The organism is Pseudomonas sp. TE3910, assembly GCF_056279025.1.
In genome coordinates, this window is record NZ_JBWBQN010000001.1 from 4,364,776 (window position 1) to 4,388,028 (window position 23,253).

Annotated in this window: 24 protein-coding genes and 1 pseudogene; 14 read left to right on the top strand and 11 right to left on the bottom strand. The window is 59.7% G+C overall.

Features of this window, described 5'->3' with window-relative positions; genetic code table 11:
• Positions 1 to 20: 20 nt before the first annotated feature.
• The 5 genes from ACZ9H3_RS19915 to tldD all read left to right on the top strand — a co-directional run bounded on the left by ACZ9H3_RS19915 (position 21) and on the right by tldD (position 8,366).
• On the top strand, positions 21 to 626 hold the full coding sequence (locus tag ACZ9H3_RS19915) for a Maf family protein (RefSeq protein WP_330522021.1): 606 nt from the start codon (positions 21 to 23) through the stop codon (positions 624 to 626).
• An 85-nt stretch (positions 627 to 711) separates the two neighbouring features.
• Positions 712 to 2,169, top strand: a complete 1,458-nt coding sequence (gene rng, locus ACZ9H3_RS19920) for a ribonuclease G (protein WP_065759393.1) — start codon at positions 712 to 714, stop codon at positions 2,167 to 2,169.
• Between the two features lie 88 nt (positions 2,170 to 2,257).
• A complete protein-coding gene (locus tag ACZ9H3_RS19925) occupies positions 2,258 to 6,073 on the top strand; it encodes a YhdP family protein (RefSeq protein ID WP_476222189.1) in 3,816 nt (1,271 codons plus the stop codon).
• Complete coding sequence (locus ACZ9H3_RS19930) at positions 6,073 to 6,924, top strand: carbon-nitrogen hydrolase family protein (protein ID WP_065759395.1); 852 nt, start codon at positions 6,073 to 6,075, stop codon at positions 6,922 to 6,924. Before ACZ9H3_RS19925 ends, ACZ9H3_RS19930 begins: the two co-directional genes overlap by 1 nt.
• Positions 6,925 to 6,926: 2 nt before the next feature.
• On the top strand, positions 6,927 to 8,366 hold the full coding sequence (tldD, locus tag ACZ9H3_RS19935; RefSeq protein WP_065759396.1) for a metalloprotease TldD: 1,440 nt from the start codon (positions 6,927 to 6,929) through the stop codon (positions 8,364 to 8,366).
• A 42-nt stretch (positions 8,367 to 8,408) separates the two neighbouring features.
• On the opposite strand, the gene yjgA is transcribed toward tldD, so the two are convergent.
• Positions 8,409 to 8,933 carry a ribosome biogenesis factor YjgA gene (gene yjgA, locus ACZ9H3_RS19940; protein WP_065759397.1) on the bottom strand — a complete coding sequence of 175 codons (525 nt, stop codon included), beginning with the start codon at positions 8,931 to 8,933 and terminating at the stop codon, positions 8,409 to 8,411.
• Between the two features lie 108 nt (positions 8,934 to 9,041).
• On the opposite strand from yjgA, the gene pmbA reads away from it, so the two are divergent.
• Positions 9,042 to 10,388, top strand: coding sequence for a metalloprotease PmbA (gene pmbA / locus ACZ9H3_RS19945; protein ID WP_065759398.1), 1,347 nt, complete (start codon positions 9,042 to 9,044; stop codon positions 10,386 to 10,388).
• A gap of 521 nt (positions 10,389 to 10,909) precedes the next feature.
• Positions 10,910 to 11,098, top strand: a pseudogene (locus ACZ9H3_RS19950) (metallopeptidase TldD-related protein); the annotation flags it as partial.
• Positions 11,099 to 11,203: 105 nt separating this feature from the next.
• Here ACZ9H3_RS19950 and ACZ9H3_RS19955 read toward each other — a convergent pair.
• The 10 genes from ACZ9H3_RS19955 to ACZ9H3_RS20000 all read right to left on the bottom strand — a co-directional run bounded on the left by ACZ9H3_RS19955 (position 11,204) and on the right by ACZ9H3_RS20000 (position 18,209).
• Positions 11,204 to 11,476, bottom strand: coding sequence for an HPr family phosphocarrier protein (locus ACZ9H3_RS19955; protein ID WP_065759401.1), 273 nt, complete (start codon positions 11,474 to 11,476; stop codon positions 11,204 to 11,206).
• 18 nt (positions 11,477 to 11,494) lie between these two features.
• Positions 11,495 to 12,349 (bottom strand): RNase adapter RapZ, encoded by an 855-nt coding sequence (rapZ, locus tag ACZ9H3_RS19960; RefSeq protein WP_099773637.1) that lies wholly within the window; start codon positions 12,347 to 12,349, stop codon positions 11,495 to 11,497.
• 2 nt (positions 12,350 to 12,351) lie between these two features.
• Positions 12,352 to 12,816, bottom strand: a complete 465-nt coding sequence (ptsN, locus tag ACZ9H3_RS19965; protein ID WP_099773638.1) for a PTS IIA-like nitrogen regulatory protein PtsN — start codon at positions 12,814 to 12,816, stop codon at positions 12,352 to 12,354.
• Positions 12,817 to 12,828: 12 nt separating this feature from the next.
• Complete coding sequence (gene hpf / locus ACZ9H3_RS19970) at positions 12,829 to 13,137, bottom strand: ribosome hibernation-promoting factor, HPF/YfiA family (protein ID WP_065760933.1); 309 nt, start codon at positions 13,135 to 13,137, stop codon at positions 12,829 to 12,831.
• An 83-nt stretch (positions 13,138 to 13,220) separates the two neighbouring features.
• Positions 13,221 to 14,714 (bottom strand): RNA polymerase factor sigma-54, encoded by a 1,494-nt coding sequence (locus tag ACZ9H3_RS19975; RefSeq protein ID WP_065760932.1) that lies wholly within the window; start codon positions 14,712 to 14,714, stop codon positions 13,221 to 13,223.
• Positions 14,715 to 14,893: 179 nt separating this feature from the next.
• Positions 14,894 to 15,619: an LPS export ABC transporter ATP-binding protein gene (lptB, locus tag ACZ9H3_RS19980; RefSeq protein ID WP_065760931.1), complete on the bottom strand. Its 726-nt coding sequence runs from the start codon at positions 15,617 to 15,619 to the stop codon at positions 14,894 to 14,896.
• Positions 15,619 to 16,143, bottom strand: a complete 525-nt coding sequence (gene lptA / locus ACZ9H3_RS19985; RefSeq protein WP_065760930.1) for a lipopolysaccharide transport periplasmic protein LptA — start codon at positions 16,141 to 16,143, stop codon at positions 15,619 to 15,621. The genes lptB and lptA overlap by 1 nt, the downstream gene beginning before the upstream one ends.
• Positions 16,130 to 16,702 carry an LPS export ABC transporter periplasmic protein LptC gene (lptC, locus tag ACZ9H3_RS19990; RefSeq protein ID WP_065760929.1) on the bottom strand — a complete coding sequence of 191 codons (573 nt, stop codon included), beginning with the start codon at positions 16,700 to 16,702 and terminating at the stop codon, positions 16,130 to 16,132. The genes lptA and lptC overlap by 14 nt, the downstream gene beginning before the upstream one ends.
• 8 nt (positions 16,703 to 16,710) lie before the next feature.
• Positions 16,711 to 17,235 (bottom strand): KdsC family phosphatase, encoded by a 525-nt coding sequence (locus ACZ9H3_RS19995; protein WP_330522028.1) that lies wholly within the window; start codon positions 17,233 to 17,235, stop codon positions 16,711 to 16,713.
• Positions 17,235 to 18,209, bottom strand: a complete 975-nt coding sequence (locus ACZ9H3_RS20000) for a KpsF/GutQ family sugar-phosphate isomerase (protein ID WP_065760927.1) — start codon at positions 18,207 to 18,209, stop codon at positions 17,235 to 17,237. The genes ACZ9H3_RS19995 and ACZ9H3_RS20000 overlap by 1 nt, the downstream gene beginning before the upstream one ends.
• A 257-nt stretch (positions 18,210 to 18,466) precedes the next feature.
• Here ACZ9H3_RS20000 and ACZ9H3_RS20005 point away from each other — a divergent pair, with 257 nt between their 5' ends.
• From ACZ9H3_RS20005 to murA, 7 genes are all read left to right on the top strand, one after another.
• Positions 18,467 to 19,276 carry an ATP-binding cassette domain-containing protein gene (locus tag ACZ9H3_RS20005; RefSeq protein WP_065760926.1) on the top strand — a complete coding sequence of 270 codons (810 nt, stop codon included), beginning with the start codon at positions 18,467 to 18,469 and terminating at the stop codon, positions 19,274 to 19,276.
• Positions 19,277 to 20,074: a lipid asymmetry maintenance ABC transporter permease subunit MlaE gene (mlaE, locus tag ACZ9H3_RS20010; protein ID WP_065760925.1), complete on the top strand. Its 798-nt coding sequence runs from the start codon at positions 19,277 to 19,279 to the stop codon at positions 20,072 to 20,074.
• Positions 20,074 to 20,541, top strand: a complete 468-nt coding sequence (mlaD, locus tag ACZ9H3_RS20015; RefSeq protein ID WP_065760924.1) for an outer membrane lipid asymmetry maintenance protein MlaD — start codon at positions 20,074 to 20,076, stop codon at positions 20,539 to 20,541. Before mlaE ends, mlaD begins: the two co-directional genes overlap by 1 nt.
• A gap of 9 nt (positions 20,542 to 20,550) precedes the next feature.
• Complete coding sequence (locus ACZ9H3_RS20020) at positions 20,551 to 21,204, top strand: MlaC/ttg2D family ABC transporter substrate-binding protein (protein ID WP_099773639.1); 654 nt, start codon at positions 20,551 to 20,553, stop codon at positions 21,202 to 21,204.
• On the top strand, positions 21,201 to 21,506 hold the full coding sequence (locus ACZ9H3_RS20025) for an STAS domain-containing protein (RefSeq protein ID WP_330522029.1): 306 nt from the start codon (positions 21,201 to 21,203) through the stop codon (positions 21,504 to 21,506). Before ACZ9H3_RS20020 ends, ACZ9H3_RS20025 begins: the two co-directional genes overlap by 4 nt.
• Positions 21,507 to 21,620: 114 nt before the next feature.
• Positions 21,621 to 21,860 carry a BolA family protein gene (locus ACZ9H3_RS20030; RefSeq protein WP_065760921.1) on the top strand — a complete coding sequence of 80 codons (240 nt, stop codon included), beginning with the start codon at positions 21,621 to 21,623 and terminating at the stop codon, positions 21,858 to 21,860.
• 21 nt (positions 21,861 to 21,881) lie between these two features.
• The gene (murA, locus tag ACZ9H3_RS20035; protein WP_065760920.1) at positions 21,882 to 23,147 is read left to right on the top strand and encodes a UDP-N-acetylglucosamine 1-carboxyvinyltransferase; all 1,266 of its coding nucleotides are present in this window, start codon (positions 21,882 to 21,884) and stop codon (positions 23,145 to 23,147) included.
• Positions 23,148 to 23,253 lie beyond the last annotated feature (106 nt).

Consider the following 23,253-nt stretch of genomic DNA (forward strand, 5'->3'; position numbering starts at 1 on the left):
GTTGACAGGGAGACGTCAAGATGACTCCGCTTTACCTGGCCTCTGGTTCGCCACGCCGTCGTGAACTGTTGACCCAGATTGGTGTGCCATTCACGGTCATCAGTGCCTCCATCGATGAAACCCCCCTGGCCGATGAGTCGGCCTGTGCTTATGTCGAGCGTCTGGCGCGTGGCAAGGCATTGGCCGGGCTGGCAATGCTCGCCGCCACGGAGGCGCGCGCGCCCTTGGCGGTCTTGGGGGCTGATACCGCTGTGGTTCTGGATGGGCAGATTTTAGGTAAACCGCAGGACCGTGCCGAAGCCCTGGCGATGCTCGCTGCGCTTTCCGGGCGCGAGCATGAGGTGTTGACCGCTGTTGCCATTACCGACGGTTCCCGTTGCGAGAGCCTGTCTGTGAGCAGCCGCGTTGCGTTTCGCTCGATCAGCCCGGCCGAAGCGCAGGCTTACTGGGAGAGTGGCGAGCCGCATGACAAGGCCGGCTCTTACGCAATCCAGGGCCTGGGGGCCGTGTTCGTGAAGGGCCTGAGTGGTAGTTATTCAGCCGTTGTCGGCTTGCCGCTTTGTGAAACGGCCGAACTGCTGGCGCGGTTCGGCATTCCTTGCTGGCAACGCCTCCAGGCCTGTTGAGCGAGGATGCACTGAAGCTGCCAGCGCTCGCCAGCCTTCCATGAGCGAGCCATCATTACCTGAACACCTTTGACGAGAGCCAGCCATGAGTGAAGAGATTCTGATCAATATCACGCCGATGGAATCACGCGTGGCGGTGGTGGAAAACGGTGTCCTGCAAGAGGTGCATGTCGAGCGTACCCAGCGCCGCGGGATTGTCGGCAACATCTACAAGGGCAAGGTGGTGCGTGTCCTGCCGGGTATGCAGGCGGCTTTTGTTGATATTGGCCTGGAGCGCGCAGCGTTCATCCATGCGTCGGAAATCTCCCTGCGTGAAGGGCCGGCAGTCGAGACCATCAGTGCCTTGGTGCATGAAGGTCAGAGCCTGGTGGTGCAGGTGACCAAAGACCCCATCGGTTCAAAGGGCGCTCGCCTGACCACACAGCTTTCGATTCCTTCGCGTTATCTGGTGTACATGCCACGCACCAGCCATGTCGGTATTTCCCTGAAAATCGAAGACGAAGCCGAGCGTGAGCGTCTCAAACAGGTGGTCAGTGACTGCGTGGCCCAGGAAAATATCAAGGATGCCGGTGGTTTCATCCTGCGCACGGCTGCCGAAGGCGCGGGCGCCGATGAAATCCTCATGGACATTCGCTATCTGCGCAGGCTCTGGGAGCAGATTGGCAATCAGATCAAGACCGTGGGGGCGCCGACCGTCATTTACGAGGATCTAGGCCTGGCCTTGCGTACCCTGCGCGACCTGGTCAACCCGAAAATCGAGAAGATCCGCATCGACTCTAGGGAAACGTTCCAGAAAACAACGCAGTTCGTCGCCGAGCTGATGCCGGAAATCGCCGACCGGCTGGAGCATTACCCGGGTGAGCGTCCGATTTTCGACCTTTATGGCGTCGAGGACGAAATCCAGCGTGCGCTGGACCGCAAGGTGCCGCTCAAGTCCGGTGGTTATCTGGTGGTCGACCCGGCTGAAGCGATGACCACGATCGATGTGAACACCGGGGCTTTCGTCGGGCATCGCAACCTTGAAGAGACCATCTTCAAGACCAACCTGGAGGCGGCAACCGCGATTGCCAGGCAACTGCGCCTGCGCAACATTGGCGGGATCATCATCATCGACTTCATCGACATGGAAGACGAAGAGCATCAGCGCCAGGTATTGCGTACGCTGGAGAAGCAGCTCGAACGTGATCATGCCAAGACCAACATCATTGGTATCACCGAGTTGGGCCTGGTGCAGATGACCCGCAAGCGCACCCGTGAAAGCCTCGAACAGGTGCTCTGCGAGCCCTGCATCAGTTGCCATGGTCGCGGCAAGCTGAAAACACCCGAGACAATCTGTTACGAGATTTTCCGGGAAATCCTTCGCGAGGCCCGCGCCTATCAGGCTGAAGGCTATAGAGTGCTGGCCAACCAGAAGGTGGTGGACCGGTTGCTGGACGAGGAGTCTGGCAATGTTGCCGAACTTGAGGCGTTCATCGGGCGAACGATTCGCTTCCAGGTCGAGTCGATGTATTCCCAGGAACAATACGATGTGGTGCTGCTCTGATTCGCTTTTGTTGTTCATTTGAGCTGTGGCTGCTGGCAAAGCCGGTAGTCCGGGCCATAGTTAAAGCTCGACTCGGGGAGACATCGACATGGAACGTCTGACGCGCGTTCTGATCGCATTGACTCGCTGGGGCTTGGGCGGTTGCGCCCTGCTGACAGTGCTTGTCGCACTTTACGTAAGCCTTGGGCGGCAGTTGGTGCCGTTGGTGGCTGAATACCGGAATGACGCTCAGGACAAGGCCGAGCAGGCCTTGGGCATGCCTGTCCATATCGGGGCCCTGGAGGGACGCTGGAATGGGTTGGCGCCGGTGTTGCTGGTGCGTGATGTGCAGCTGGGTGATGGCCCCAACGCCTTGCGCCTGGATGCGGTCAGGGTCGTGCCAGACCTTTGGGCCAGCTTGATGGAGCGTCAGCTACGCATTGCCCAGATCGAGTTGGGTGGCCTGCAGGTGAGCCTGCATGAAGATGAGAATGGCCGTTGGGCGCTGAAGGGTTTGCCCGTCACGCAAGCGCAATCACTCGACCCTGAGCAGGTGCTGACCCAACTTCAGGTGGTCTCGAAGGTTTCCCTTTTCGACAGCCAGGTGACCCTTGAGCCGTTCCAGCGTGATCCGACAACCCTTACCTATGTCAGCCTCGGGCTACAGACCGGCAGTGTGCGCCAGCGTCTTGATGCGCGTGCGACCCTGCCCGACGGCCAGCCGCTGGCCTTGAGCCTGCGCAGCCGGATTCGCCCGGCTCAATGGCGTGAGGCGCAACTAGAGGCGTACCTGAGCCTGCCGCAGAGTGACTGGGCCAAGTGGATACCACCGAAATGGCTGGGGCAGTGGAAGGCCGAGCAGTTGCGTAGTGGCGGCGAGGTCTGGCTCAACTGGTCGAACGGTGCGGTGAGCAGTGCGGTGGTGCGCATGAACGCGCCGCGGTTGCGCGGCGCCTATACCGGGCGCAAAGCCATCGCCCTGGATAACCTGGCCCTCAACGCCTGGTTCCAGCGTAGCGAGCAGGGCTTCGAAGTGGCCGTAGACTCCCTGGCGATGAGCCTGGGCGAAACCCGCTGGGAATCTCGTATCCAGTTGCGCCAGTTGGCGGCCACCGAGAAAACCGAAGAAACCTGGGAGGTGCAGGCCGATCGCCTGGACCTTGCCCCGCTCACGCCGCTGATCGATGCCCTGGCTCCGCTGCCGGACACTCTGATGGCCGTGGTTGATGGTCTCAAGGTGACCGGTGGCTTGCGCAACGTGCGGCTGGATATTCGACCCAAGGCCAGTGGCGATCAGCGCCTGAGCTTTGCAGCCAACCTCGACCGGGTGGGGTTTTCGGCCTACCACGGTGCACCGGCGGCAGGAAACGTCAGTGGCAGCATCAGTGGTGACCTTGGTCAGGGTGAGCTACGCCTTGATACCGATGCATTCATGCTGCATCTCGATCCTATCTTCGCCAAACCCTGGCATTACCAGAAAGCCAATGCACGCTTGACCTGGCGTCTGGATCAGGACGGCTTCACCCTCATTGCGCCTTACCTCAAGGTGCTGGGAGAGGAAGGCAAGATCGCTGGCGATTTCCTGATTCGTCTGCTCTTCGACCCTGCGCTTGAGGACTACATGGACCTGCGTGTCGGTCTGGTCGAGGGTGACGGTCGTTACACTGGCAAGTACCTGCCGGCAGTCTTGAGCCCCGCATTGGATGAGTGGCTGCGCACGGCAATTCTCAAGGGTGCGGTCGATGAGGGCTATTTTCAGTACCAGGGCTCGCTGAACCACGGGGCATCCCCTGAGGCCCGGAGCATCAGCCTGTTTTTCAAGGTGCATGATGCGGCCCTCGATTTTCAGCCTGGCTGGCCGACGGTGCACAACGTCGACGGCGACGTGTTCATCGACGATGCCGGGGTGCGGGTAAAGGCCCGCAGTGGGGAGTTGCTCAATACCCAGGTTAGCAACGTGATAGTCGATATTCCCCATGTGGACAGTGGCGAGCACAGCCACTTGTACCTTGATGGCGAATTTTCCGGCGGGCTTGGCGATGGTCTGAAGATTCTCCAGGAGGCACCTATTGGCACCGGGCCGACCTTTGCCGGTTGGGAGGGCGAGGGCAGCCTGGTGGGCAAGCTCAAGCTCGATGTTCCACTGGTGAAGGGGCAACAGCCCAAGGTGCTGGTGGACTTCAGTACGGCTGATGCACGCCTCAAGATCCGTGAGCCGGCGCTGGAATTGAGCCAGCTCAAGGGCGATTTTCGATTTGATTATGACAAGGGCCTGAGCGGTCAGGGCATTACGGCCCGGGCGTTCGACAAGCCGTTCACTGCGCAGATTTTCGCGGAAGGCAAGCCCGGTCAGTTGCAGACCCGCCTCGCTGCCAAGGGGCAGATCGGGCTCAAGGCGCTGACCGACTGGCTGCAGTTCAACCAAGCCTTGCCGCTGTCTGGCGAACTGCCCTACGAGCTGCAGGTAGCCTTGGGTAGCCGCAGCAATCAACTGACGATCAACTCCACGCTCAAGGGGCTGGCAATCGACTTGCCTGCACCGTTTGGCAAATCCGCTGGCGAGGTGCGTAACAGCCAGTTTCGGATGAACCTGCAAGGCCCTGAGCGCCGTTACGATGTTGATTACGCAGACCTTGCCAACCTGGTGTACGCATCGCCGGTGGGCAAGCCCGGCCAAGGGCGCGGCGAACTGTTGTTTGGCGAAGGCAATGCCCAGTTGCCCTCTGCCCAGGGCGTGCGGTTGAGTGGCAAGCTGGCCGAGCTGGACGTGGCGCTTTGGCAGAAACAGCTGGAACGTTATGCCGGAAACGATCCAGGCGGCAGTGCCCGGCAAGCCCTCCAGAGTGCCGATGTGAGCATTGGGCAGGTCAAGGCATTCGGTCTTGACCTCAACCAGGCGGTGGTTCGTGTCAACCGTAGCAATGACAGTTGGGGCGTGCGCCTGGACAGCAAGGAGGTCATAGGTAATGCGCGCCTGCCGGATAACCAGGCACAACCGATCACCCTTAATTTGCAGACCATTCATCTGCCGTCGGCTGATCCCGCTGAGGTTACGGCCCCGGATGCCCCGGACCCCTTGGCTACTGTCGATCCGCGCAAAATTCCTGCAGTCGACCTGACCATCGGCAAGTTGTTCCTGGGTGACGATCTGTTGGGCAGTTGGTCGCTGAAGCTGCGGCCCACGGCCAAGGGCGTAGCGCTGAAGGATCTGGACCTCAATCTCAAAGGCTTGATGATTGACGGCAACGCTGGCTGGGAGGGTGTGCCGGGGGCGAGCAGTAGTTGGTACAAGGGCCGTCTGGAAGGCAAGGACGTGGCAGATGTGCTCAAGGCCTGGAAGTTCGCACCGACCGTGACCAGTCGGGATTTTCGTCTGGACGCCGACGGCCGCTGGCCAGGCTCGCCCGCCTGGGTTGGCCTCAAGCGGTTTTCCGGCAGCCTTGATGCCTCGCTACGCAAAGGCCAGTTTGTCGAGGTGGAAGGTGGCGCTCAGGCGCTGCGGGTGTTTGGTCTGCTGAACTTCAACTCGATTGGCCGTCGCTTGCGCCTGGACTTCTCCGACCTGCTTGGCAAAGGCCTGAGTTATGACCGGGTCAAAGGCTTGTTGGTCGCCAGTGAGGGCGTCTACGTGACGCGTGAACCGATCACCGTGACGGGGCCCTCAAGTAATCTGGAGCTGGATGGCACACTGGACATGGTTCGAGACCAGATCGATGCCAACCTGCTGGTGACCTTGCCGGTGACCAACAACCTGCCATTGGCGGCGTTGATTGTCGGTGCGCCGGCCATTGGCGGTGCCCTGTTCCTGGTTGACCGCCTGCTGGGGGACCGGGTGGCACGTTATGCCAGCGTGCACTATCGCGTCGAAGGCCCGTGGAAAGAGCCTAAGATTAGCTTTATCAAACCTTTCGAGAAGAACCGTTGATGAAAGCAGCCGTGATTCAGATGGTCAGCCAGAGCGATATTGCTGGCAACCTGGCCCAGGCCCACGCATTGCTTGAGCGTGCAGCCCATGGCGGTGCGCGGCTGGCAGTCTTGCCAGAAAACTTTGCGGCCATGGGGCGTCGTGACAGTGCCGCAATCGGCCGAGCCGAAGCGCTTGGCGAGGGGCCAATCCTGCCGTGGTTGAAACAGACGGCACGTGACCTCAGGTTATGGATTGTGGCCGGAACCGTGCCTTTGCCGCCGGTCGGGCAGCCCGACGCGAAAGCCCATGCCTGTTCGTTGCTGATCGACGATCAGGGGCAGCAGGTGGCGCGCTACGACAAGCTGCACCTGTTCGATGTCGATGTGGCCGACAACCGTGGCCGTTATCGTGAGTCCGATGATTATGCCCATGGAAGTCGGGTGGTCGTGGCCGATACGCCGGTTGGCCGTCTGGGGCTCAGTGTTTGCTATGACCTGCGCTTTCCGGAGCTCTATAGCGCCTTGCGCGAAGCGGGGGCTGAATTGATCAGTGCGCCGGCGGCGTTTACCGCGGTAACCGGTGCCGCACACTGGGAAGTGCTGATACGTGCCCGGGCTATTGAAACGCAGTGCTATGTGTTGGCTGCGGCTCAGGGCGGCACTCATCCCGGTCCACGGGAAACCTTTGGTCATGCGGCGATCGTCGATCCATGGGGGCGCATCGTCGCCGAACAGGACACCGGCGAAGCCGTGCTGCTGGCCGAACGCGACAGCAGCGAACAGGCGTCCATCCGGGCGCGGATGCCGGTGGCCTTGCACCGGCGCTTTTTTTCGCAGGACGCCTTGCGGCCTGCGCACACCTCGGAGTGACTATGAGCGAGTTGTTATCCACCGTCAGTGAGCACCTGCTGGCGCCAGGTGGTCTTACCCTGGACAGCCTGCAGTCGGTGCTCGGTGAGCTGGCCGGGCCCGGTATCGATGCCGCCGACCTTTACTTTCAGGGGCAGATTTCCGAGTCGTGGGCACTGGAGGACGGCATTGTCAAAGAGGGCAGCTTCAACCTCGATCAGGGGGTAGGTGTTCGTGCCCAATCCGGTGAAAAAACCGGTTTCGCCTACAGCAATGCGATCAACCTTGAGGCCTTGAGCTCGGCGGCTCGTGCTGCCCGTTCAATTTCCCGAGCTGGACAGAACGGCAGCGTTCAGGCGTTCAAAAGCCAGGACGTGGTGCAGTTGTACTCGCCGGACAATCCACTTGAGGTCATCAGCCGTGCCGAGAAGGTCGAGCTGCTCAAGCGTGTCGATGCGGCAACCCGCAAGTTGGACCCACGTATCCAGCAGGTCAGTGTCAGCATGGCCGGCGTCTGGGAGCGCATCCTGGTCGCGGCCGCCGACGGTAGCCTGGCTGCCGATGTGCGACCGCTGGTGCGTTTCAACGTCAGCGTGATCGTCGAGCAGAATGGTCGCCGTGAACGCGGCGGCCACGGCGGCGGCGGGCGCACTGACTACCGCTTCTTCACCGATGAGCGTGTCATGGGCTATGCCCGCGAGGCATTGCGTCAGGCCTTGGTCAACCTTGAGGCGGTTCCGGCGCCGGCCGGGACATTGCCTGTGGTTCTCGGCCCGGGCTGGTCAGGGGTGTTGCTCCATGAAGCGGTCGGCCATGGTCTTGAGGGTGATTTCAACCGCAAGGGCAGCTCGGCCTATAGCGGTCGTTTGGGGGAGCAGGTCGCGTCCAGTCTCTGCACCATTGTCGACGACGGTACCCTGGAAGGGCGCCGCGGCTCGCTGAGCGTCGATGACGAAGGTACCCCCACCGAATGCACCACCTTGATCGAGAACGGCATCCTCAAAGGCTACATGCAGGACAAGCTCAATGCCCGCTTGATGGGGATGGCGCGCACCGGTAACGGTCGGCGTGAGTCCTATGCACACTTGCCGATGCCGCGCATGACCAACACCTACATGCGTGCCGGTGACAGCGACCCGGCTGAAATCATCGCTTCGGTGAAGCGTGGCCTGTACTGCGCAAACCTTGGCGGCGGGCAGGTGGATATCACCAGTGGCAAGTTCGTGTTTTCCACCAGTGAGGCCTACCTCATCGAGGACGGCAAAATTACCACGCCGGTGAAGGGAGCGACCCTGATCGGTAACGGGCCGGAGGCCATGAGCCGTGTGTCGATGGTCGGTAACGACCTGTCGCTGGACAGTGGTGTCGGCACGTGTGGCAAGGATGGGCAATCGGTGCCTGTGGGTGTGGGTCAGCCGACGCTGAAGATCGATGCGATTACCGTGGGTGGCACGGGCGCATGACGAAAAGGTCGAGCCGGCAGGGTGCCGGCTCGGCTACGAAGATCAGCGCAGGCCGCGCTGGGTTTCGTCGAGGTCGCGGATGTACTTGAAGATCTTGCGGCTGGCAGTTGGCGGCTTGTTGCGCGCCAGCTCATGCTGGGCCTGACGGATCAGCGAGCGCAGCTGTTGGCGATCCGCTTCGGCGTATTCGTTGACGAAACGCTCGAGGTCTTCGTCGGTGCCGCCGATCAGACGGTCGCGCCAGCGTTCAAGGTTGTGGAATCGTTCGTTGTACTGGCGAGTGGAGGCATCGAGTTGGTCCAGCAGCGCAAGAATGGCCTCGATGTCCTGATCGCGCATCAATTTGCCGATGAACGACAAGTGGCGTTTACGGGCAATGTGGGCGGTGTGTTTGCTGGCATCGGCCAAGGCCCGGCGCAGGGCGTCGGTCAGCGGCAGGCGTGCCAGGGTGTCCGGCTTGAGCGTTGTAAGGCGCTCGCCGAGGTCGACCAGCGCATGCAGCTCGCGCTTGATCTGGGTTTTGCTTTTTTCGCCTTCGTCGAAGGCATCGTCGTAAGAATCAACCATGGTGGCAGTCCGCGTGGAAACGCCGCCATGATAACCAGTCGGGGGCCGCTTGTCCGGCCCGGTCGTGAGTTGACCCGTGCCGAGAGCAGATTTTGAGTGGAGAAGACCATGAGTTCAGTCCAGAGCGTAGGTCCGCAAGCCCTGCCGGCACTGCAGGAGCAGGTCGAGCAGATCATTGCCGAGGCCCGGCGCCAAGGCGCCAGTGCCTGCGAAGTAGCCGTTTCGCTGGAGCAGGGGCTGTCGACCTCGGTGCGTCAACGTGAAGTAGAGACGGTTGAGTTCAACCGTGACCAAGGCTTTGGTATCACCTTGTACGTTGGTCAGCGCAAAGGTTCGGCCAGCACCTCGGCCAGCGGCAGTGAGGCGATTCGTGAAACCGTTGCTGCCGCACTGGCGATTGCCAAGCACACCTCCGAAGACGATTGCGCCGGGCTGGCTGATGCCGCGTTGATGGCTCGCGATTTGCCGGACTTCGATCTTTACCATGCCTGGGACATCACTCCGGAACAGGCCATCGAGAAGGCCTTGGCCTGCGAGGCGGCGGCATTCGAGGCCGATCCACGGATCAAGAATGCTGATGGCACCACCCTCAATACCCATCAGGGCTGCCGCGTCTACGGCAACAGCCATGGTTTCATCGGCGGTTATGCCTCGACGCGCCACAGCTTGAGTTGCGTGATGATCGCCGAGGGCGATGGGCAGATGCAGCGCGACTACTGGTATGACGTCAATCGTCAGGGCGAGTTGCTGGCCGACCCGCAGAGCATTGGCCGGCGCGCTGCGCAGCGTGCTGCCAGCCGTCTGGGCGCGCGCCCGGTACCCACCTGCGAGGTGCCGGTGCTGTTCTCGGCGGAACTGGCCGGTGGGCTGTTCAGCAGCTTCCTGTCGGCGATCTCCGGTGGAAACCTGTACCGCAAATCGTCGTTCCTCGATGGCGCCATGGGCCAGCAGTTGTTCCCGAATTGGCTGACCCTGGATGAGCGTCCGCACCTGCAGCGTGCCTTGGGCAGTGCGGCCTTCGATGGTGATGGGCTGGCAACCTATGCCAAGCCATTCGTCAAAAACGGTGAGTTGGTGTCTTATGTTCTGGGCACTTATTCCGGGCGCAAACTGGGCATGCCGAGCACCGCCAACGCCGGTGGTGTGCACAACCTGTTTGTCACCCATGGTGATGAAGATCAGGCTGCACTGTTACGTCGCATGGGGCGCGGCCTGTTGGTCACTGAACTGATGGGGCATGGCCTGAATATGGTGACAGGCGATTACTCCCGTGGCGCGGCAGGTTTCTGGGTGGAGAACGGTGAGATCCAGTTTGCGGTTCAGGAGGTGACGATCGCCGGCAATATGAAAGACATGTTCCAGCAAATCGTTGCAATCGGTAATGATCTGGAAACCCGCAGCAATATCCACACTGGCTCCGTACTGATCGAGAAAATGACGGTCGCTGGTAGCTGATTCCCTTGGGCCTGGCCATAACTATGTAGGATCAGGTCATCTGTTTGCAGGCGTGGAGTCCGTTCTGTCGTTCGATAAGGATACGAACACTGAAACGGACTCTCGTACTGTCGTGGCGTAAGCCCTTCTTCGCTGTTCGTCCTTCTTGAACGTATCGCTTGCCCGGCGAACGTGCGCGTTAGCGCTGCGCAGGCCTCACTTTACCTGGCTCAAGAAAAGGATTTCCCAATGATGAATGATGTGAACAAGGCGCCGGAGGCTGTAGGGCCTGAAAATCTGCCCGACTTGAAGGCGCATGTCGAAGTGCTGCTTGCTGAGGCTCGCGCACAAGGTGCCGATGCCTGTGAAGCGCTTGCGCTGCGTACGGCACACCGTGTGCAGCGGGTGGCAGGTGATCACGTGGGCCCCCTGTACACCGACGCTACAGCTTGGCTTGGGCTGGCAGTCTACGTTGGTCAGTGCAAGGCTGAGGTGAGCATCGACCTGAATGAGGGATTCTCGCCTGATGAAGCGGTGAGTTCTCCATGCGCGGCATTGGTTTCTGGATTGAGCATGGCGAGGTGCAGCATGCGCTGAACCCGTTTACTGTCTCGGGCAATATGAACGCACTGTTCAAGCAAATCGTTGCTGTAGGCCGTGATCGCGAGCCCGTTGGACGCTCATTGGGGCGCTCGCTTCTGATTGAACAACTGGATATCGTGAGTGATTGAGCAACTGTCGTAGTGGATCCTACGTCTGGTAGCTCGGCTTGGTGTTGGGCTACCAGAAGGGCACGCGGCTGTGTGCGACAAGGGGGGCAGTAGAATGCTTGTGCGTTATTCGCCTTCGTCAAAGCGATTGTTGATCAGCTCAACCAGTGCGTTGAGTGCCTCTGTGTCGTCTTCACCTTCGGTGTGCAGGTGTACCTGGGTACCTTTGCCTGCTGCGAGCATCATCACGGCCATGATGCTCTTGCCATCGACCAGTTTGTCCGGTGCACGGCCAATTCGTACCTGGCAAGGAAAACGGCCTGCAACGCCAACGAACTTGGCGGCTGCGCGGGCATGCAGGCCCAGCTTGTTGATGATGGTTATTTCAAGAGCAGGCATCGCACAAGAGTCCTGTGGCTAGAGGTCGCGGTGGCGGACCTGGACGTTCTTCAGCGATTGCTGCAGCAACTGACCCAGGCGTTCGGTCAGATAGACCGAGCGATGATGACCACCGGTACAACCGATGGCAATGGTGACATACGCACGGTTGCTGGCGGCAAAGCGGGGTAGCCATTTGAGAAGATACCCGGAGATATCCTGGAACATGTCTTCGACATCCGGCTGGGCGGCCAGGTAGTCGATTACCGGTTGCTCAAGCCCGGAGTGATCTCGCAGTTCTGGCTTCCAGTAGGGGTTGGGCAGGCAGCGCACATCGAACACCACGTCAGCGTCTACGGGCATTCCACGCTTGAAGCCGAATGATTCGACCAGGAACGCAGTACCCGGCTCTGGCTGATTGAGCAGGCGAAGCTTGATCGAGTCTTTGAGCTGGTACAGGTTCAGGTTGGTGGTGTCGATCTTCAGGTCGGCCAGATCGGAAATAGGACCGAGCAGTTCGGTCTCGACCCGGATGGCCTCAGCCAGCGAGCGCTGAGCGTTGGTCAGCGGGTGACGGCGACGGGTTTCCGAGAAGCGCTTGAGCAGGGTTTCTTCATCGGCGTCCAGATACAGCACGTCGCATTGGATATGCCGGTTGCGTGCATCTTCAAGCAGTTCCGGGAACCGGGAGAGATGGCTTGGCAGGTTGCGTGCATCAATGGACACGGCAACCTTGGGTTGCATCAGTTCGGTATTGATCAGCGCACTTTCGGCAAGCTGCGGCAGCAAGCCGGCCGGAAGGTTGTCGATGCAATAGTAGCCATTGTCCTCGAGCACATCGAGGGCAGTGCTTTTACCTGAGCCGGACCGGCCGCTGACGATGATCAAACGCATGTTCAGTGCCCGTTCTGTACATCCAGTACGACCTGATACAGGGACTGGCTATCGCCGGCCGCACGCAGTTTTTCGCGAACGTCCTTGCGGTCAAGCATGCTGGCGATCTGGCGCAGCAGCTCCAGGTGCTCGTCGGTGGCGGCTTCCGGAACCAGCAGTACGAACAGCAGGTCTACGGGAGCACCATCGATGGCGTCGTAATCTATGGGGGCATCCAGGTGGAGCAGCGCACTGATCGGTGCGGTGCAGCCACTGAGGCGGCAGTGTGGAATGGCGATACCGTTGCCGAAACCGGTTGAACCCAGTTTTTCGCGGGCAATCAGGCTCTCGAAGACATCTTGCATTTCCAGATCCGGTACTTCCCGGTCAATCAGGTTGGCAATGTGTTCGAGTACGCGTTTTTTACTGCCGCCCGGCACGTTCACAAGTGAACGGCCGGGGGTCAGGATATCTTCAAGTCGGATCATGAGTGGGGGGGATCAGCGAGCGGCTGCACCTTGCAGCAAGGCCTGCTGTTTTTCCTTGTGTTTTTTCAGTTGGCGGTCGAGCTTGTCGGCAAGCAGGTCGATCGCGGCATACATGTCTTCATGCTCGGCATTGGCGACGACTTCGCCGCCAGGGATGCGCAGGGTGGCCTCGATTTTCTGTTTCAGTTTCTCGACCTCCAGAATGACCTGCACATTGGTGATCTTGTCGAAGTGACGCTCAACACGCTCGAGTTTTTCCCCGATATAAGTGCGCAGCGCTTCGGTGACTTCTACTTGGTGTCCACTGATGTTGACTTGCATACAGCTTCTCCTTTTGTTGCCGGTGCATAAAGAGGCAGGTATTGCGCCTGCCACTTGAATTGCGGTGGCACACCTCAGGTGCGTTACATCAGTCGCTTGCGTTCACTCGACGGTGCAATGCCGAGCGACTCGCGGTACTTGGCGACGGTGCGTCGTGCTACCTGGATGCCTTGTGCCTCCAGTAAACCAGCGATCTTGCTGTCACTCAATGGCTTTTTCTGATTTTCCGCTGCAACCAGTTTTTTGATGATCGCGCGAATCGCCGTGGACGAGCATTCTCCGCCTTCGGAGGTGCTGACATGGCTGGAGAAAAAGTACTTCAGTTCGTAAATGCCACGCGGGGTATGCATGTACTTTTGCGTGGTCACCCGGGATATGGTCGATTCGTGCATGCCCACCGCTTCGGCGATGTCGTGCAGCACCAGCGGCTTCATGGCCTCGTCACCGTGGTCGAGGAATCCACGCTGGTGTTCGACGATCTGGGTGGCAACCTTCATCAGCGTTTCGTTGCGGCTTTGCAGGCTCTTGATGAACCAGCGGGCTTCCTGAAGCTGATTGCGCATGAAGGTGTTGTCTGCGCTGGTATCGGCGCGGCGTACAAAGCCTGCGTACTGTGGATTGACGCGCAGGCGTGGGACGGCTTCCTGGTTCAGTTCAACCAGCCAGCGATCGCTGTCCTTGCGTACGATCACGTCAGGCACCACGTATTCGGGTTCACTGGACTCGATCTGTGAGCCGGGGCGTGGGTTCAGGCTTTGTACCAGTTCGATCACCTGGCGCAGCTCGTCTTCCTTGAGCTTCATGCGGCGCATCAGCTGGCTGTAGTCGCGGCTGCCGAGCAGGTCGATGTAGTCGCTGACCAGTCGTTGCGCTTCAGTCATCCAGGGTGTTTGTGCCGGCATCTGCCGCAACTGCAACAACAGGCATTCGCTCAGGTTGCGGGCGCCTATACCGGCAGGCTCGAATTGCTGGATGCGGTGCAGGACGGCTTCCACTTCGTCCAGTTCGATATCGAGTTCCGGGTCGAAGGACTCACAGACCTCTTCCAGGGTTTCGTCGAGATAGCCCTGGTTGTTGATGCAGTCGATCAGGGTGACGGCAATCAGTCGGTCGGTATCCGACATTGGCGCCAGGTTCAATTGCCACAGCAGGTGGCTCTGCAGGCTTTCACCCGCCGAGGTGCGGGTGGTGAAGTCCCACTCGTCGTCATCGTTGCTGGGAAGGCTGCTGGCGCTGGTTTGATAGATATCTTCCCAGGCGGTGTCTACCGGCAGCTCATTGGGAATACGCTCGTTCCACTCACCTTCCTCAAGGCTTTCCACGGGAGTGGCGGTTTCCTGGAAGCTGGTTTCCTGGGATTCCGAGGTCGGCTTGGATTCGGCGTTATCCGCCATCGGGTCGCTGTTATCGAAGTCGTCGCCATCTTCCTGGCGTTCGAGCATCGGGTTGGATTCCAGGGCTTCCTGGATTTCCTGCTGCAGGTCCAGTGTGGAAAGCTGGAGCAGACGGATGGCCTGTTGCAACTGCGGTGTCATCGTCAGTTGCTGGCCCATTCTTAGGACGAGCGATGGTTTCATGGCAGGGGCTTAACACCTTATTCGCCGGCGCACATGCGCCATCCACTACAAGGGCGCCGAAGCGCCTTCTTTAAGCAAATTATATGCCTGAAACCGAGGTGTTTGCCTAGAGCGCTGTAACAAATAAGCCGGTATTTGGGCGGATCGTCAGCGCTCTGGCGGTGCCTCGCACCTCGGGCTTACAGGCGGAACTCGTGGCCGAGGTAAACCTCTTTCACCAGTTCGTTGGCCAGGATGGTTTCTGCATCACCTTCGGCGATTAGGCGACCATCGTTGACGATGTAAGCGGTTTCGCAGATATCCAGTGTTTCACGGACGTTGTGGTCGGTGATCAGAACGCCAATGCCTTTGGCTTTCAGGTGGTGGATGATCTGCTTGATGTCGCCGACCGAGATCGGGTCGACACCGGCAAACGGTTCGTCGAGCAGGATGAATTTCGGTGCAGTCGCCAGTGCGCGGGCGATCTCCACACGGCGACGTTCACCACCGGAAAGGCTCATGCCGAGGTTGTCGCGGATGTGGCTGATGTGAAACTCCTGCAGCAGGCTTTCCAGTTCCTTGCGACGCCCTGCGGCGTCCAGCTCCTTGCGTGTTTCCAGGATCGCCATGATGTTGTCGGCCACCGACAACTTGCGGAAGATCGAGGCTTCCTGGGGCAGGTAGCCAATCCCAGCGCGTGCACGACCGTGCATCGGCTGGTGGCTGACATCCAGGTCGTCGATGAGCACGCGGCCCTGGTCGGCCTGTACCAGGCCGACAATCATGTAGAAGCACGTTGTCTTGCCGGCGCCGTTAGGGCCAAGCAGGCCGACGATCTGGCCGCTGTCGATTGACAGGCTGACGTCACGTACGACTTGTCGACTCTTGTAGCTCTTGGCCAGGTGCTGGGCTTTGAGGGTTGCCATTACTCGGCCTTCTTCTTCGGCTGGATCACCATGTCGATGCGTGGGCGCGGTGCGGTAATGTTGCTGCCGCGGCCGGCGGTGGCGACCTGAGACTTGGTGTTGTAGACGATTTTCTCGCCTTCGGTGGTGTTGCCTTCGTTGATCACCTTGGCCCGGTCAGTCAGAACCACCAGGTCTTTCAATGCCTGGTATTGGATCTGCACGGCATAGCCTTGCATCTTGTCCGGCTTTGCAGCGCTTTGTTGCTGCTCGAAATACGCCAGGTTGCCCACCGAAGTGACCACGTCGATATCGCCGGAAGCGGAGCGGGTGATGGTCACGGTGTTGCCTTTGATCATCATCGAGCCTTGGGTGATGATCACGTCGCCGGTGTAGGTGGCAATGCCTTTCTTGTCGTCCAGTTGGGCGTTATCGGCCTGGATGCGGATTGGCTGGTCGCGGTCGTTCGGCAGGGCCAAGGCGCTCGCGCTTCCCAGTGCTGCGCTCAGGCTGAGCAAAAAGGGGAGGGTTTTAACGAGCCTCATACTGTCCTCTTACGTTGGACAGCAGGTCCATCCTGCCGTCTTTCAAATACGCTTTCATTCCCTTGCCCGTAGTGGTTCCACCGGCGCCGTCGATTCTAACGGCTTGATCGGTTTGAGCATATTGCTTCTGTGGGAATACCGTCATGCGGGTCGTGGTAATAATGGTTTCGCGGTTCTGTTCATCGGTGCGGGCAACCCGTACCGAGTCAATCAGCTCGACTTCGGTACCGTCCGGGTTGACCTCGCCGCGTTCGCTCTGAACGTGCCAAGGGTAGGCGGTGCCGCGGTACATGTGCAGGTCGGGCGTGGTCAGCAGGGTGATCTCGCTGGCCTGCAGGTGCTCGACCTTGTCTGCCGTCATGTCGTATTGCAGCTTGCCGTCAGGTAGGAACTGAACGCTGTGGGCATTGGTGGCGTAATAGTCGATGGCGCCTTTGTCGACAGTGGCCACCGGTTTCTCGAGGAAAGTATCGGGGCCGACCTTCCAGTAGCCAACCGCCGCCAGCAGGACGGCGATCGCCCCGAGCAGCGCAATGTTGCGGATTTTATTGCTGAACATGTGTCGCCCTACAGATAGTTGGCGTTTGCCGCATCGAGGTTGCCTTGGGCTCGCAGGATCAACTCGCAGAATTCGCGAGCGGCACCTTCGCCACCGCGTGCGAGGGTAACGCCATCAGCGTGTTCGCGTACGAAGGCCGCGGCGTTGGCCACGGCCATGCCCAAGCCAACCCGGCGGATGACGGGCAGGTCCGGTAGATCGTCGCCCAGGTAGGCAACCTGTTCATAGTCTAGGCCTAGCTGGCCGAGAAGTTCGTCCAGTACGACCAATTTATCTTCACGCCCTTGGTACAGGTGCGGGATGCCGAGGTTTTTCGCTCGGCGTTCGACCACCGGTGTCTTGCGACCGCTGATGATCGCGGTGGTCACACCCGAGGCCATGAGCATTTTGATGCCTTGACCGTCCAGGGTGTTGAAGGTCTTGAACTCGCTGCCATCTTCGAGGAAATACAGGCGACCGTCGGTGAGGACGCCATCAACATCAAAAATGGCCAGTTTGATGGCCTTGCCGCGCTGCAGCAGATCGGTTTGCATTACATTACTCCTGCACGCAGCAGGTCGTGCATGTTCAGTGCGCCTACCGGGTGATCGTCCGTGTCTACGACGACCAGGGCGTTGATCTTGTGGTCTTCCATGATTTTCAAGGCCTCGGCGGCGAGCATTTCGGCGCGGGCGGTTTTGCCGTGCGGTGTCATCACGTCTTCGATTCGCGCCTTGTGCAGGTCGATGTTGCGGTCGAGCGTGCGGCGCAGGTCGCCGTCAGTGAAGATCCCGGCCAGACGGCCGTCGGCTTCCAGTACCACGGTCATGCCCAGGCCCTTGCGGGTCATTTCCATCAGGGCATCCTTGAGCAGGGTGCCGCGGGCAACCTGGGGCAGCTCGGCGCCGGCGTGCATGACGTTTTCGACTTTCAGCAGCAGGCGTCGGCCCAGTGCGCCGCCGGGGTGCGAGAACGCGAAGTCCTCTGCGGTGAAGCCACGCGCTTCAAGCAGGGCAATGGCCAGTGCATCGCCCAGCACCAGGGCTGCGGTGGTCGAGGAGGTTGGCGCCAGGTTAAGCGGGCAGGCTTCCTGTTGCACACGGGCGTCAAGGTTGACTTCGGCGGCTTTGGCCAGTGGCGAATCCGGGTTGCCGGTGAGGCTGATGAGTTGAATGCCCAGGCGTTTGATCAGCGGCAGCAGGGTCACGATTTCAGCGGTTGAACCGGAGTTCGACAACGCCAGGATGATATCGTCACGGGTGATCATGCCCATGTCGCCATGGCTGGCTTCGGCAGGGTGGACAAAGAACGCCGGTGTGCCGGTACTGGCCAGGGTTGCGGCGATCTTGTTGCCGATGTGCCCCGACTTGCCCATGCCGACTACCACGACCCGGCCTTTGCTGGCCTGGATCAGCTCGCAGGCCTTGACGAAATCAGCGTCGATATGGGCAAGCAGGCCTTCTACCGCTTCAAGTTCGAGGCGGATGGTGCGTTGTGCGGATTGGATCAGGTCGCTGGATTGGCTCATGTGGAAAATCGGATTGCCTGATGAAAAGGCGGCGATTATAGCGGGAATGCGCGAAAGCCTCACCTGCGAATCGCTGTCAGTGGCGTGTCAGTCGTTCATTTTTGGCTCAAGGAAGTCTGCGCAAGCGCTGCGATGGCCTTGGGGCGGCCCTGTCTGCGGTGCTATAGTTCGCCGCCAGTTCGGCCCGCTCAGGGCGTGCGTGCCTCCATGAAGGAGGTGGACGTCTGAGTGAGAAGGCTGCATCGCAAGGAGTTTAGATGAGCGTTGATAACGCCTACGCGGTCGAGTTGAAGGGCGTAACCTTCAAGCGCGGTTCGCGCAGTATCTTCAATAATGTCGATATACGCATTCCCCGAGGCAAGGTCACCGGCATCATGGGGCCATCCGGGTGTGGCAAGACCACGCTGCTGCGGCTGATTGGTGCGCAGCTGCGACCGGCCAGCGGCGAAGTCTGGGTGGCGGGGCAGAATTTGCCGACCCTGTCACGAAGCGACCTGTTCGATGCACGCAAGCAGATGGGCGTGCTGTTCCAGAGTGGCGCCCTGTTCACGGATCTCGACGTGTTCGAGAACGTCGCCTTTCCCCTGCGCGTTCATACGCAATTGTCTGATGAGATGATTCGCGACATCGTGCTGATGAAGTTGCAGGCGGTGGGCTTGCGCGGTGCATTCGAGCTGATGCCCGACGAGCTGTCAGGCGGCATGAAGCGCCGTGTGGCGCTGGCCCGTGCAATTGCCCTGGACCCGCAAATCCTCATGTACGACGAACCCTTCGTTGGCCAGGATCCGATCGCAATGGGCGTGTTGGTACGCTTGATCCGCCTGCTCAACGATGCCCTGGGTATCACCAGTATCGTCGTTTCGCATGACCTGGCGGAAACCGCCAGCATTGCCGACTACCTCTATGTGGTGGGTGATGGGCAGGTATTGGGGCAAGGCACGCCGCAGGAGCTGATGAGCTCCGATAACCCCCGTATCCGTCAGTTCATGAAAGGCGATCCGGACGGCCCGGTGCCCTTCCATTTTCCTGCGCCTGACTACCGCGCCGATTTGCTGGGGAAGCGTTAGATGCGCAGAAAATCGTTACTTGAGCGTATTCGTCTTTTCGGTCGCTCGGCCATTGATGTGCTCGCCGTGCTGGGTCGCTCCTGGCTGTTCCTGTTACATGCGTTGATTGGGCGTGGCGGTATTGGCGGCAGCTTTCAGTTGCTGATCAAGCAGCTCTACTCGGTCGGCGTGTTGTCGCTGGCGATCATCGTGGTTTCCGGTATTTTCATCGGCATGGTGCTGTCGTTGCAGGGCTTCAATATCCTGAGCAGCTATGGCTCGGAACAGGCAGTAGGGCAGATGATTGCCTTGACCTTGCTGCGTGAGCTTGGCCCGGTGGTGACCGCGCTGCTGTTCGCCGGGCGGGCCGGTTCTGCATTGACCGCTGAAATCGGCAACATGAAGTCCACCGAGCAACTGTCCAGTCTTGAGATGATCGGTGTCGATCCGCTCAAGTACATCGTTGCCCCACGCCTGTGGGCAGGCTTCATTTCCCTGCCGCTGCTGGCAATGATTTTCAGTGTGGTGGGTATCTGGGGTGGGTCCTGGGTCGCGGTTGACTGGCTGGGGGTCTATGAAGGCTCTTTCTGGTCCAACATGCAAAACAGTGTGTCCTTCACCGATGATGTGCTTAACGGGATCATCAAGAGCCTGGTATTTGCCTTTGTCGTCACCTGGATCGCCGTATTCCAAGGCTATGACTGTGAGCCCACCTCAGAGGGGATCAGCCGTGCCACTACCAAGACCGTGGTCTATGCCTCGTTGGCAGTCCTGGGTCTGGACTTTATTCTGACCGCCTTGATGTTTGGAGATTTCTGATGCAAAACCGCACCCTGGAAATCGGTGTCGGCCTGTTCCTCCTGGCCGGGATCCTGGCGCTGCTTCTGCTGGCACTGCGTGTCAGCGGCCTGTCTGCCAGCCCGAGCAGCGATACCTATAAACTTTATGCCAACTTCGACAATATCGCCGGTTTGACGGTCAGATCCAAAGTGACCATGGCCGGTGTCACCATTGGTCGGGTCACGGCCATCGACCTCGACCGCGACAGCTTCACCGGTCGCGTGACCATGGAACTGGAAAAACGCCTGGACAATCTGCCTTCGGACTCCACGGCATCGATCCTGACCGCGGGGTTGCTGGGTGAAAAGTACGTGGGTATCAGTGTCGGTGGCGATGAGACGGTGTTGAAGGATGGCGGCGTCATCCATGACACCCAGTCGTCATTGGTGCTTGAGGACCTGATCGGCAAGTTCCTGCTCAACAGTGTTGGCAAAGAAGCCAAATAAGGAGTTTCTATGATCTCTATTCTGCGACGCGGCCTGCTGGTGTTGCTGGCTGCACTGCCAATGTTTGCGGGCGCGGCAGTTGCCCCGTCGGCTCATGACCTTATCCAGGGCACGACCAATGAACTGCTGTCCGACCTGAAGTCGAATAAAGAGCAGTACAAGGCCAACCCAAGCGCCTTCTACGACGCCCTCAACCGTATCCTGGGGCCGGTAGTGGATGCCGATGGCATCTCGCGCAGCATCATGACCGTTAAGTATTCGCGCAAGGCCACGCCTGAGCAGATGACGCGCTTTCAGGAGAACTTCAAGCGTAGCTTGATGCAGTTCTACGGCAACGCCCTGCTGGAGTACAACAACCAGGGTATTACGGTCAGCCCGGCCAAGGATGAAAGTGGTACTCGGACCAGCGTTGACATGAAGGTCACGGGTAACAACGGCGCGATCTATCCGGTTTCCTACACGCTGGAGAAAATCGATGGCGTCTGGAAAGTGCGCAATGTGATCGTCAATGGCATCAACATCGGCAAGTTGTTCCGTGACCAGTTTGCCGATGCCATGCAGCGCAACGGTAACAACCTGGACAAAACCATCGATGGTTGGGCTGGCGAAGTCGCCAAGGCCAAGGAAACGGCGGAGCAGTCCACCGAGAAGCAGACGCAATGAGCAGTGCCTCTGTTCAGTGGGGTGAGGCCGGTGTCCTGAACCTTTCGGGTGTTCTGGATTACCGCACGGGCCCGACCTTGCGCAAGGAAGGTAAGGTGCTGATTGCTTCCGAGAAGGCGCCCGCGCTGGTGCTCGACTGCTCTGCGGTGGAGAAGTCGAGTAGTGTAGGCCTTTCCCTGTTACTGGCTTTCATGCGTGATGCCAGTGCAAGCGGGAAAACCGTCGAAGTGCGTGCAATGCCCCAGGACATGCGCGAAATCGCCGAGGTCTATGGCCTCTCCGAACTGTTGGCGGGCCGATAATCGGCCCCGTCTAGCGGCCCCTCGGTCAGAGTCCTCGTTTACGGGGTTCGCAGGCGAGGGGCTTTTTTGTATGATGGCCGACCCGCGCGCACAGGGCGCCGATTGAGGTTGAGCATGCAGGCCGTAGAAGTTAAGAGCTTCCTTGAAGAAAAGTTGCCGGGAACCCGGGTCGAAGTTGAAGGCGAAGGCTGCAACTTCCAGTTGAATCTGATCAGCGACGAGTTGGCGGCCCTGAGCCCGGTCAAACGTCAGCAAGCGATCTATGCTCACCTGAACCCGTGGATCGCCGATGGCAGCATCCATGCGGTAACCATGAAATTTTTCAGCAGCGCAGCCTGGGCTGAGCGCACCTGAGCCAATTGGCGCGAGACTCAAATGGATAAACTGATTATTACTGGCGGTTCTCGTCTTGATGGCGAAATCCGCATTTCCGGGGCGAAGAACGCCGCCCTGCCGATTCTGGCTGCCACCTTGTTGGCTGACGGCCCTGTGACGGTTGGCAACCTGCCACACCTGCACGACATCACCACCATGATCGAGCTGTTCGGACGTATGGGCATTGAGCCTGTCATCGATGAAAAGCTTTCGGTGGAAATTGACCCGCGCAGCATCAAGACGCTGATCGCGCCTTACGAGCTGGTGAAAACCATGCGCGCCTCGATCCTGGTACTCGGCCCGATGGTCGCGCGCTTTGGCGAGGCTGAAGTGGCCCTGCCTGGCGGTTGCGCCATCGGTTCGCGTCCTGTCGACCTGCACATTCGTGGCCTTGAAGCCATGGGCGCGAAGATCGAAGTCGAGGGTGGTTACATCAAGGCCAAGGCACCTGAAGGTGGCTTGCGTGGTGCGCACTTCTTCTTCGATACCGTCAGTGTGACCGGTACCGAGAACATCATGATGGCGGCGGCGCTGGCCAAAGGCCGCAGCGTACTGCAAAACGCCGCGCGTGAGCCGGAGGTGGTCGACCTGGCCAACTTCATCAACGCCATGGGCGGCAAGGTTCAGGGCGCTGGCACCGATACCATCACCATCGATGGTGTCGAGCGCCTGGGTTCGGCGACCTACCGCGTCATGCCTGACCGTATCGAGACCGGTACCTACCTGGTGGCTGCCGCCATTACCGGTGGTCGCGTCAAGGTCAAGGACACCGATCCAACCATCCTCGAAGCGGTTCTTGAGAAACTCAAGGAAGCCGGTGCCGAAATCACCACGGGTGAAGACTGGATCGAGCTGGACATGCACGGCAAGCGGCCTAAAGCCGTGAACCTGCGCACCGCCCCATACCCGGCGTTCCCGACGGACATGCAGGCGCAGTTCATCTCCCTCAACGCCATCGCCGAAGGCACTGGCGCAGTGATCGAGACGATCTTTGAGAACCGTTTCATGCACGTGTACGAGATGCACCGCATGGGCGCCTTGATCCAGGTCGAAGGCAACACGGCCATCGTTACCGGGACCAAGACCCTCAAAGGCGCGCCAGTGATGGCGACTGACCTGCGGGCTTCGGCCAGCCTGGTGCTGTCGGCGCTGGTTGCCGAAGGTGATACCCTGATCGACCGCATCTACCACATCGACCGTGGTTATGAGTGCATCGAGGAAAAACTGCAGATGCTGGGCGCGAAGATCCGCCGCGTACCGGGCTAGTCTGCCTGCGGCGCAAGGACGCGCCACACATTGCTGGACCGAATTGAATGCTGTCGAGCCTGCTGTGCGGCTCGACGGGCACATGCCGCATAAGGACCGACGTTTC

What these genes read in the sequence shown, in the direction of transcription:
- ACZ9H3_RS19915 (WP_330522021.1), top strand. Translation starts at nt 21, where the DNA reads ATGACTCCGCTTTACCTGGCCTCTGGTTCGCCACGCCGTCGTGAACTG.
- rng (WP_065759393.1), top strand. Translation starts at nt 712, where the DNA reads ATGAGTGAAGAGATTCTGATCAATATCACGCCGATGGAATCACGCGTG.
- ACZ9H3_RS19925 (WP_476222189.1), top strand. Translation starts at nt 2,258, where the DNA reads ATGGAACGTCTGACGCGCGTTCTGATCGCATTGACTCGCTGGGGCTTG.
- ACZ9H3_RS19930 (WP_065759395.1), top strand. Translation starts at nt 6,073, where the DNA reads ATGAAAGCAGCCGTGATTCAGATGGTCAGCCAGAGCGATATTGCTGGC.
- tldD (WP_065759396.1), top strand. Translation starts at nt 6,927, where the DNA reads ATGAGCGAGTTGTTATCCACCGTCAGTGAGCACCTGCTGGCGCCAGGT.
- yjgA (WP_065759397.1), bottom strand. Translation starts at nt 8,933, where the DNA reads ATGGTTGATTCTTACGACGATGCCTTCGACGAAGGCGAAAAAAGCAAA.
- pmbA (WP_065759398.1), top strand. Translation starts at nt 9,042, where the DNA reads ATGAGTTCAGTCCAGAGCGTAGGTCCGCAAGCCCTGCCGGCACTGCAG.
- ACZ9H3_RS19955 (WP_065759401.1), bottom strand. Translation starts at nt 11,476, where the DNA reads ATGCCTGCTCTTGAAATAACCATCATCAACAAGCTGGGCCTGCATGCC.
- rapZ (WP_099773637.1), bottom strand. Translation starts at nt 12,349, where the DNA reads ATGCGTTTGATCATCGTCAGCGGCCGGTCCGGCTCAGGTAAAAGCACT.
- ptsN (WP_099773638.1), bottom strand. Translation starts at nt 12,816, where the DNA reads ATGATCCGACTTGAAGATATCCTGACCCCCGGCCGTTCACTTGTGAAC.
- hpf (WP_065760933.1), bottom strand. Translation starts at nt 13,137, where the DNA reads ATGCAAGTCAACATCAGTGGACACCAAGTAGAAGTCACCGAAGCGCTG.
- ACZ9H3_RS19975 (WP_065760932.1), bottom strand. Translation starts at nt 14,714, where the DNA reads ATGAAACCATCGCTCGTCCTAAGAATGGGCCAGCAACTGACGATGACA.
- lptB (WP_065760931.1), bottom strand. Translation starts at nt 15,619, where the DNA reads ATGGCAACCCTCAAAGCCCAGCACCTGGCCAAGAGCTACAAGAGTCGA.
- lptA (WP_065760930.1), bottom strand. Translation starts at nt 16,143, where the DNA reads ATGAGGCTCGTTAAAACCCTCCCCTTTTTGCTCAGCCTGAGCGCAGCA.
- lptC (WP_065760929.1), bottom strand. Translation starts at nt 16,702, where the DNA reads ATGTTCAGCAATAAAATCCGCAACATTGCGCTGCTCGGGGCGATCGCC.
- ACZ9H3_RS19995 (WP_330522028.1), bottom strand. Translation starts at nt 17,235, where the DNA reads ATGCAAACCGATCTGCTGCAGCGCGGCAAGGCCATCAAACTGGCCATT.
- ACZ9H3_RS20000 (WP_065760927.1), bottom strand. Translation starts at nt 18,209, where the DNA reads ATGAGCCAATCCAGCGACCTGATCCAATCCGCACAACGCACCATCCGC.
- ACZ9H3_RS20005 (WP_065760926.1), top strand. Translation starts at nt 18,467, where the DNA reads ATGAGCGTTGATAACGCCTACGCGGTCGAGTTGAAGGGCGTAACCTTC.
- mlaE (WP_065760925.1), top strand. Translation starts at nt 19,277, where the DNA reads ATGCGCAGAAAATCGTTACTTGAGCGTATTCGTCTTTTCGGTCGCTCG.
- mlaD (WP_065760924.1), top strand. Translation starts at nt 20,074, where the DNA reads ATGCAAAACCGCACCCTGGAAATCGGTGTCGGCCTGTTCCTCCTGGCC.
- ACZ9H3_RS20020 (WP_099773639.1), top strand. Translation starts at nt 20,551, where the DNA reads ATGATCTCTATTCTGCGACGCGGCCTGCTGGTGTTGCTGGCTGCACTG.
- ACZ9H3_RS20025 (WP_330522029.1), top strand. Translation starts at nt 21,201, where the DNA reads ATGAGCAGTGCCTCTGTTCAGTGGGGTGAGGCCGGTGTCCTGAACCTT.
- ACZ9H3_RS20030 (WP_065760921.1), top strand. Translation starts at nt 21,621, where the DNA reads ATGCAGGCCGTAGAAGTTAAGAGCTTCCTTGAAGAAAAGTTGCCGGGA.
- murA (WP_065760920.1), top strand. Translation starts at nt 21,882, where the DNA reads ATGGATAAACTGATTATTACTGGCGGTTCTCGTCTTGATGGCGAAATC.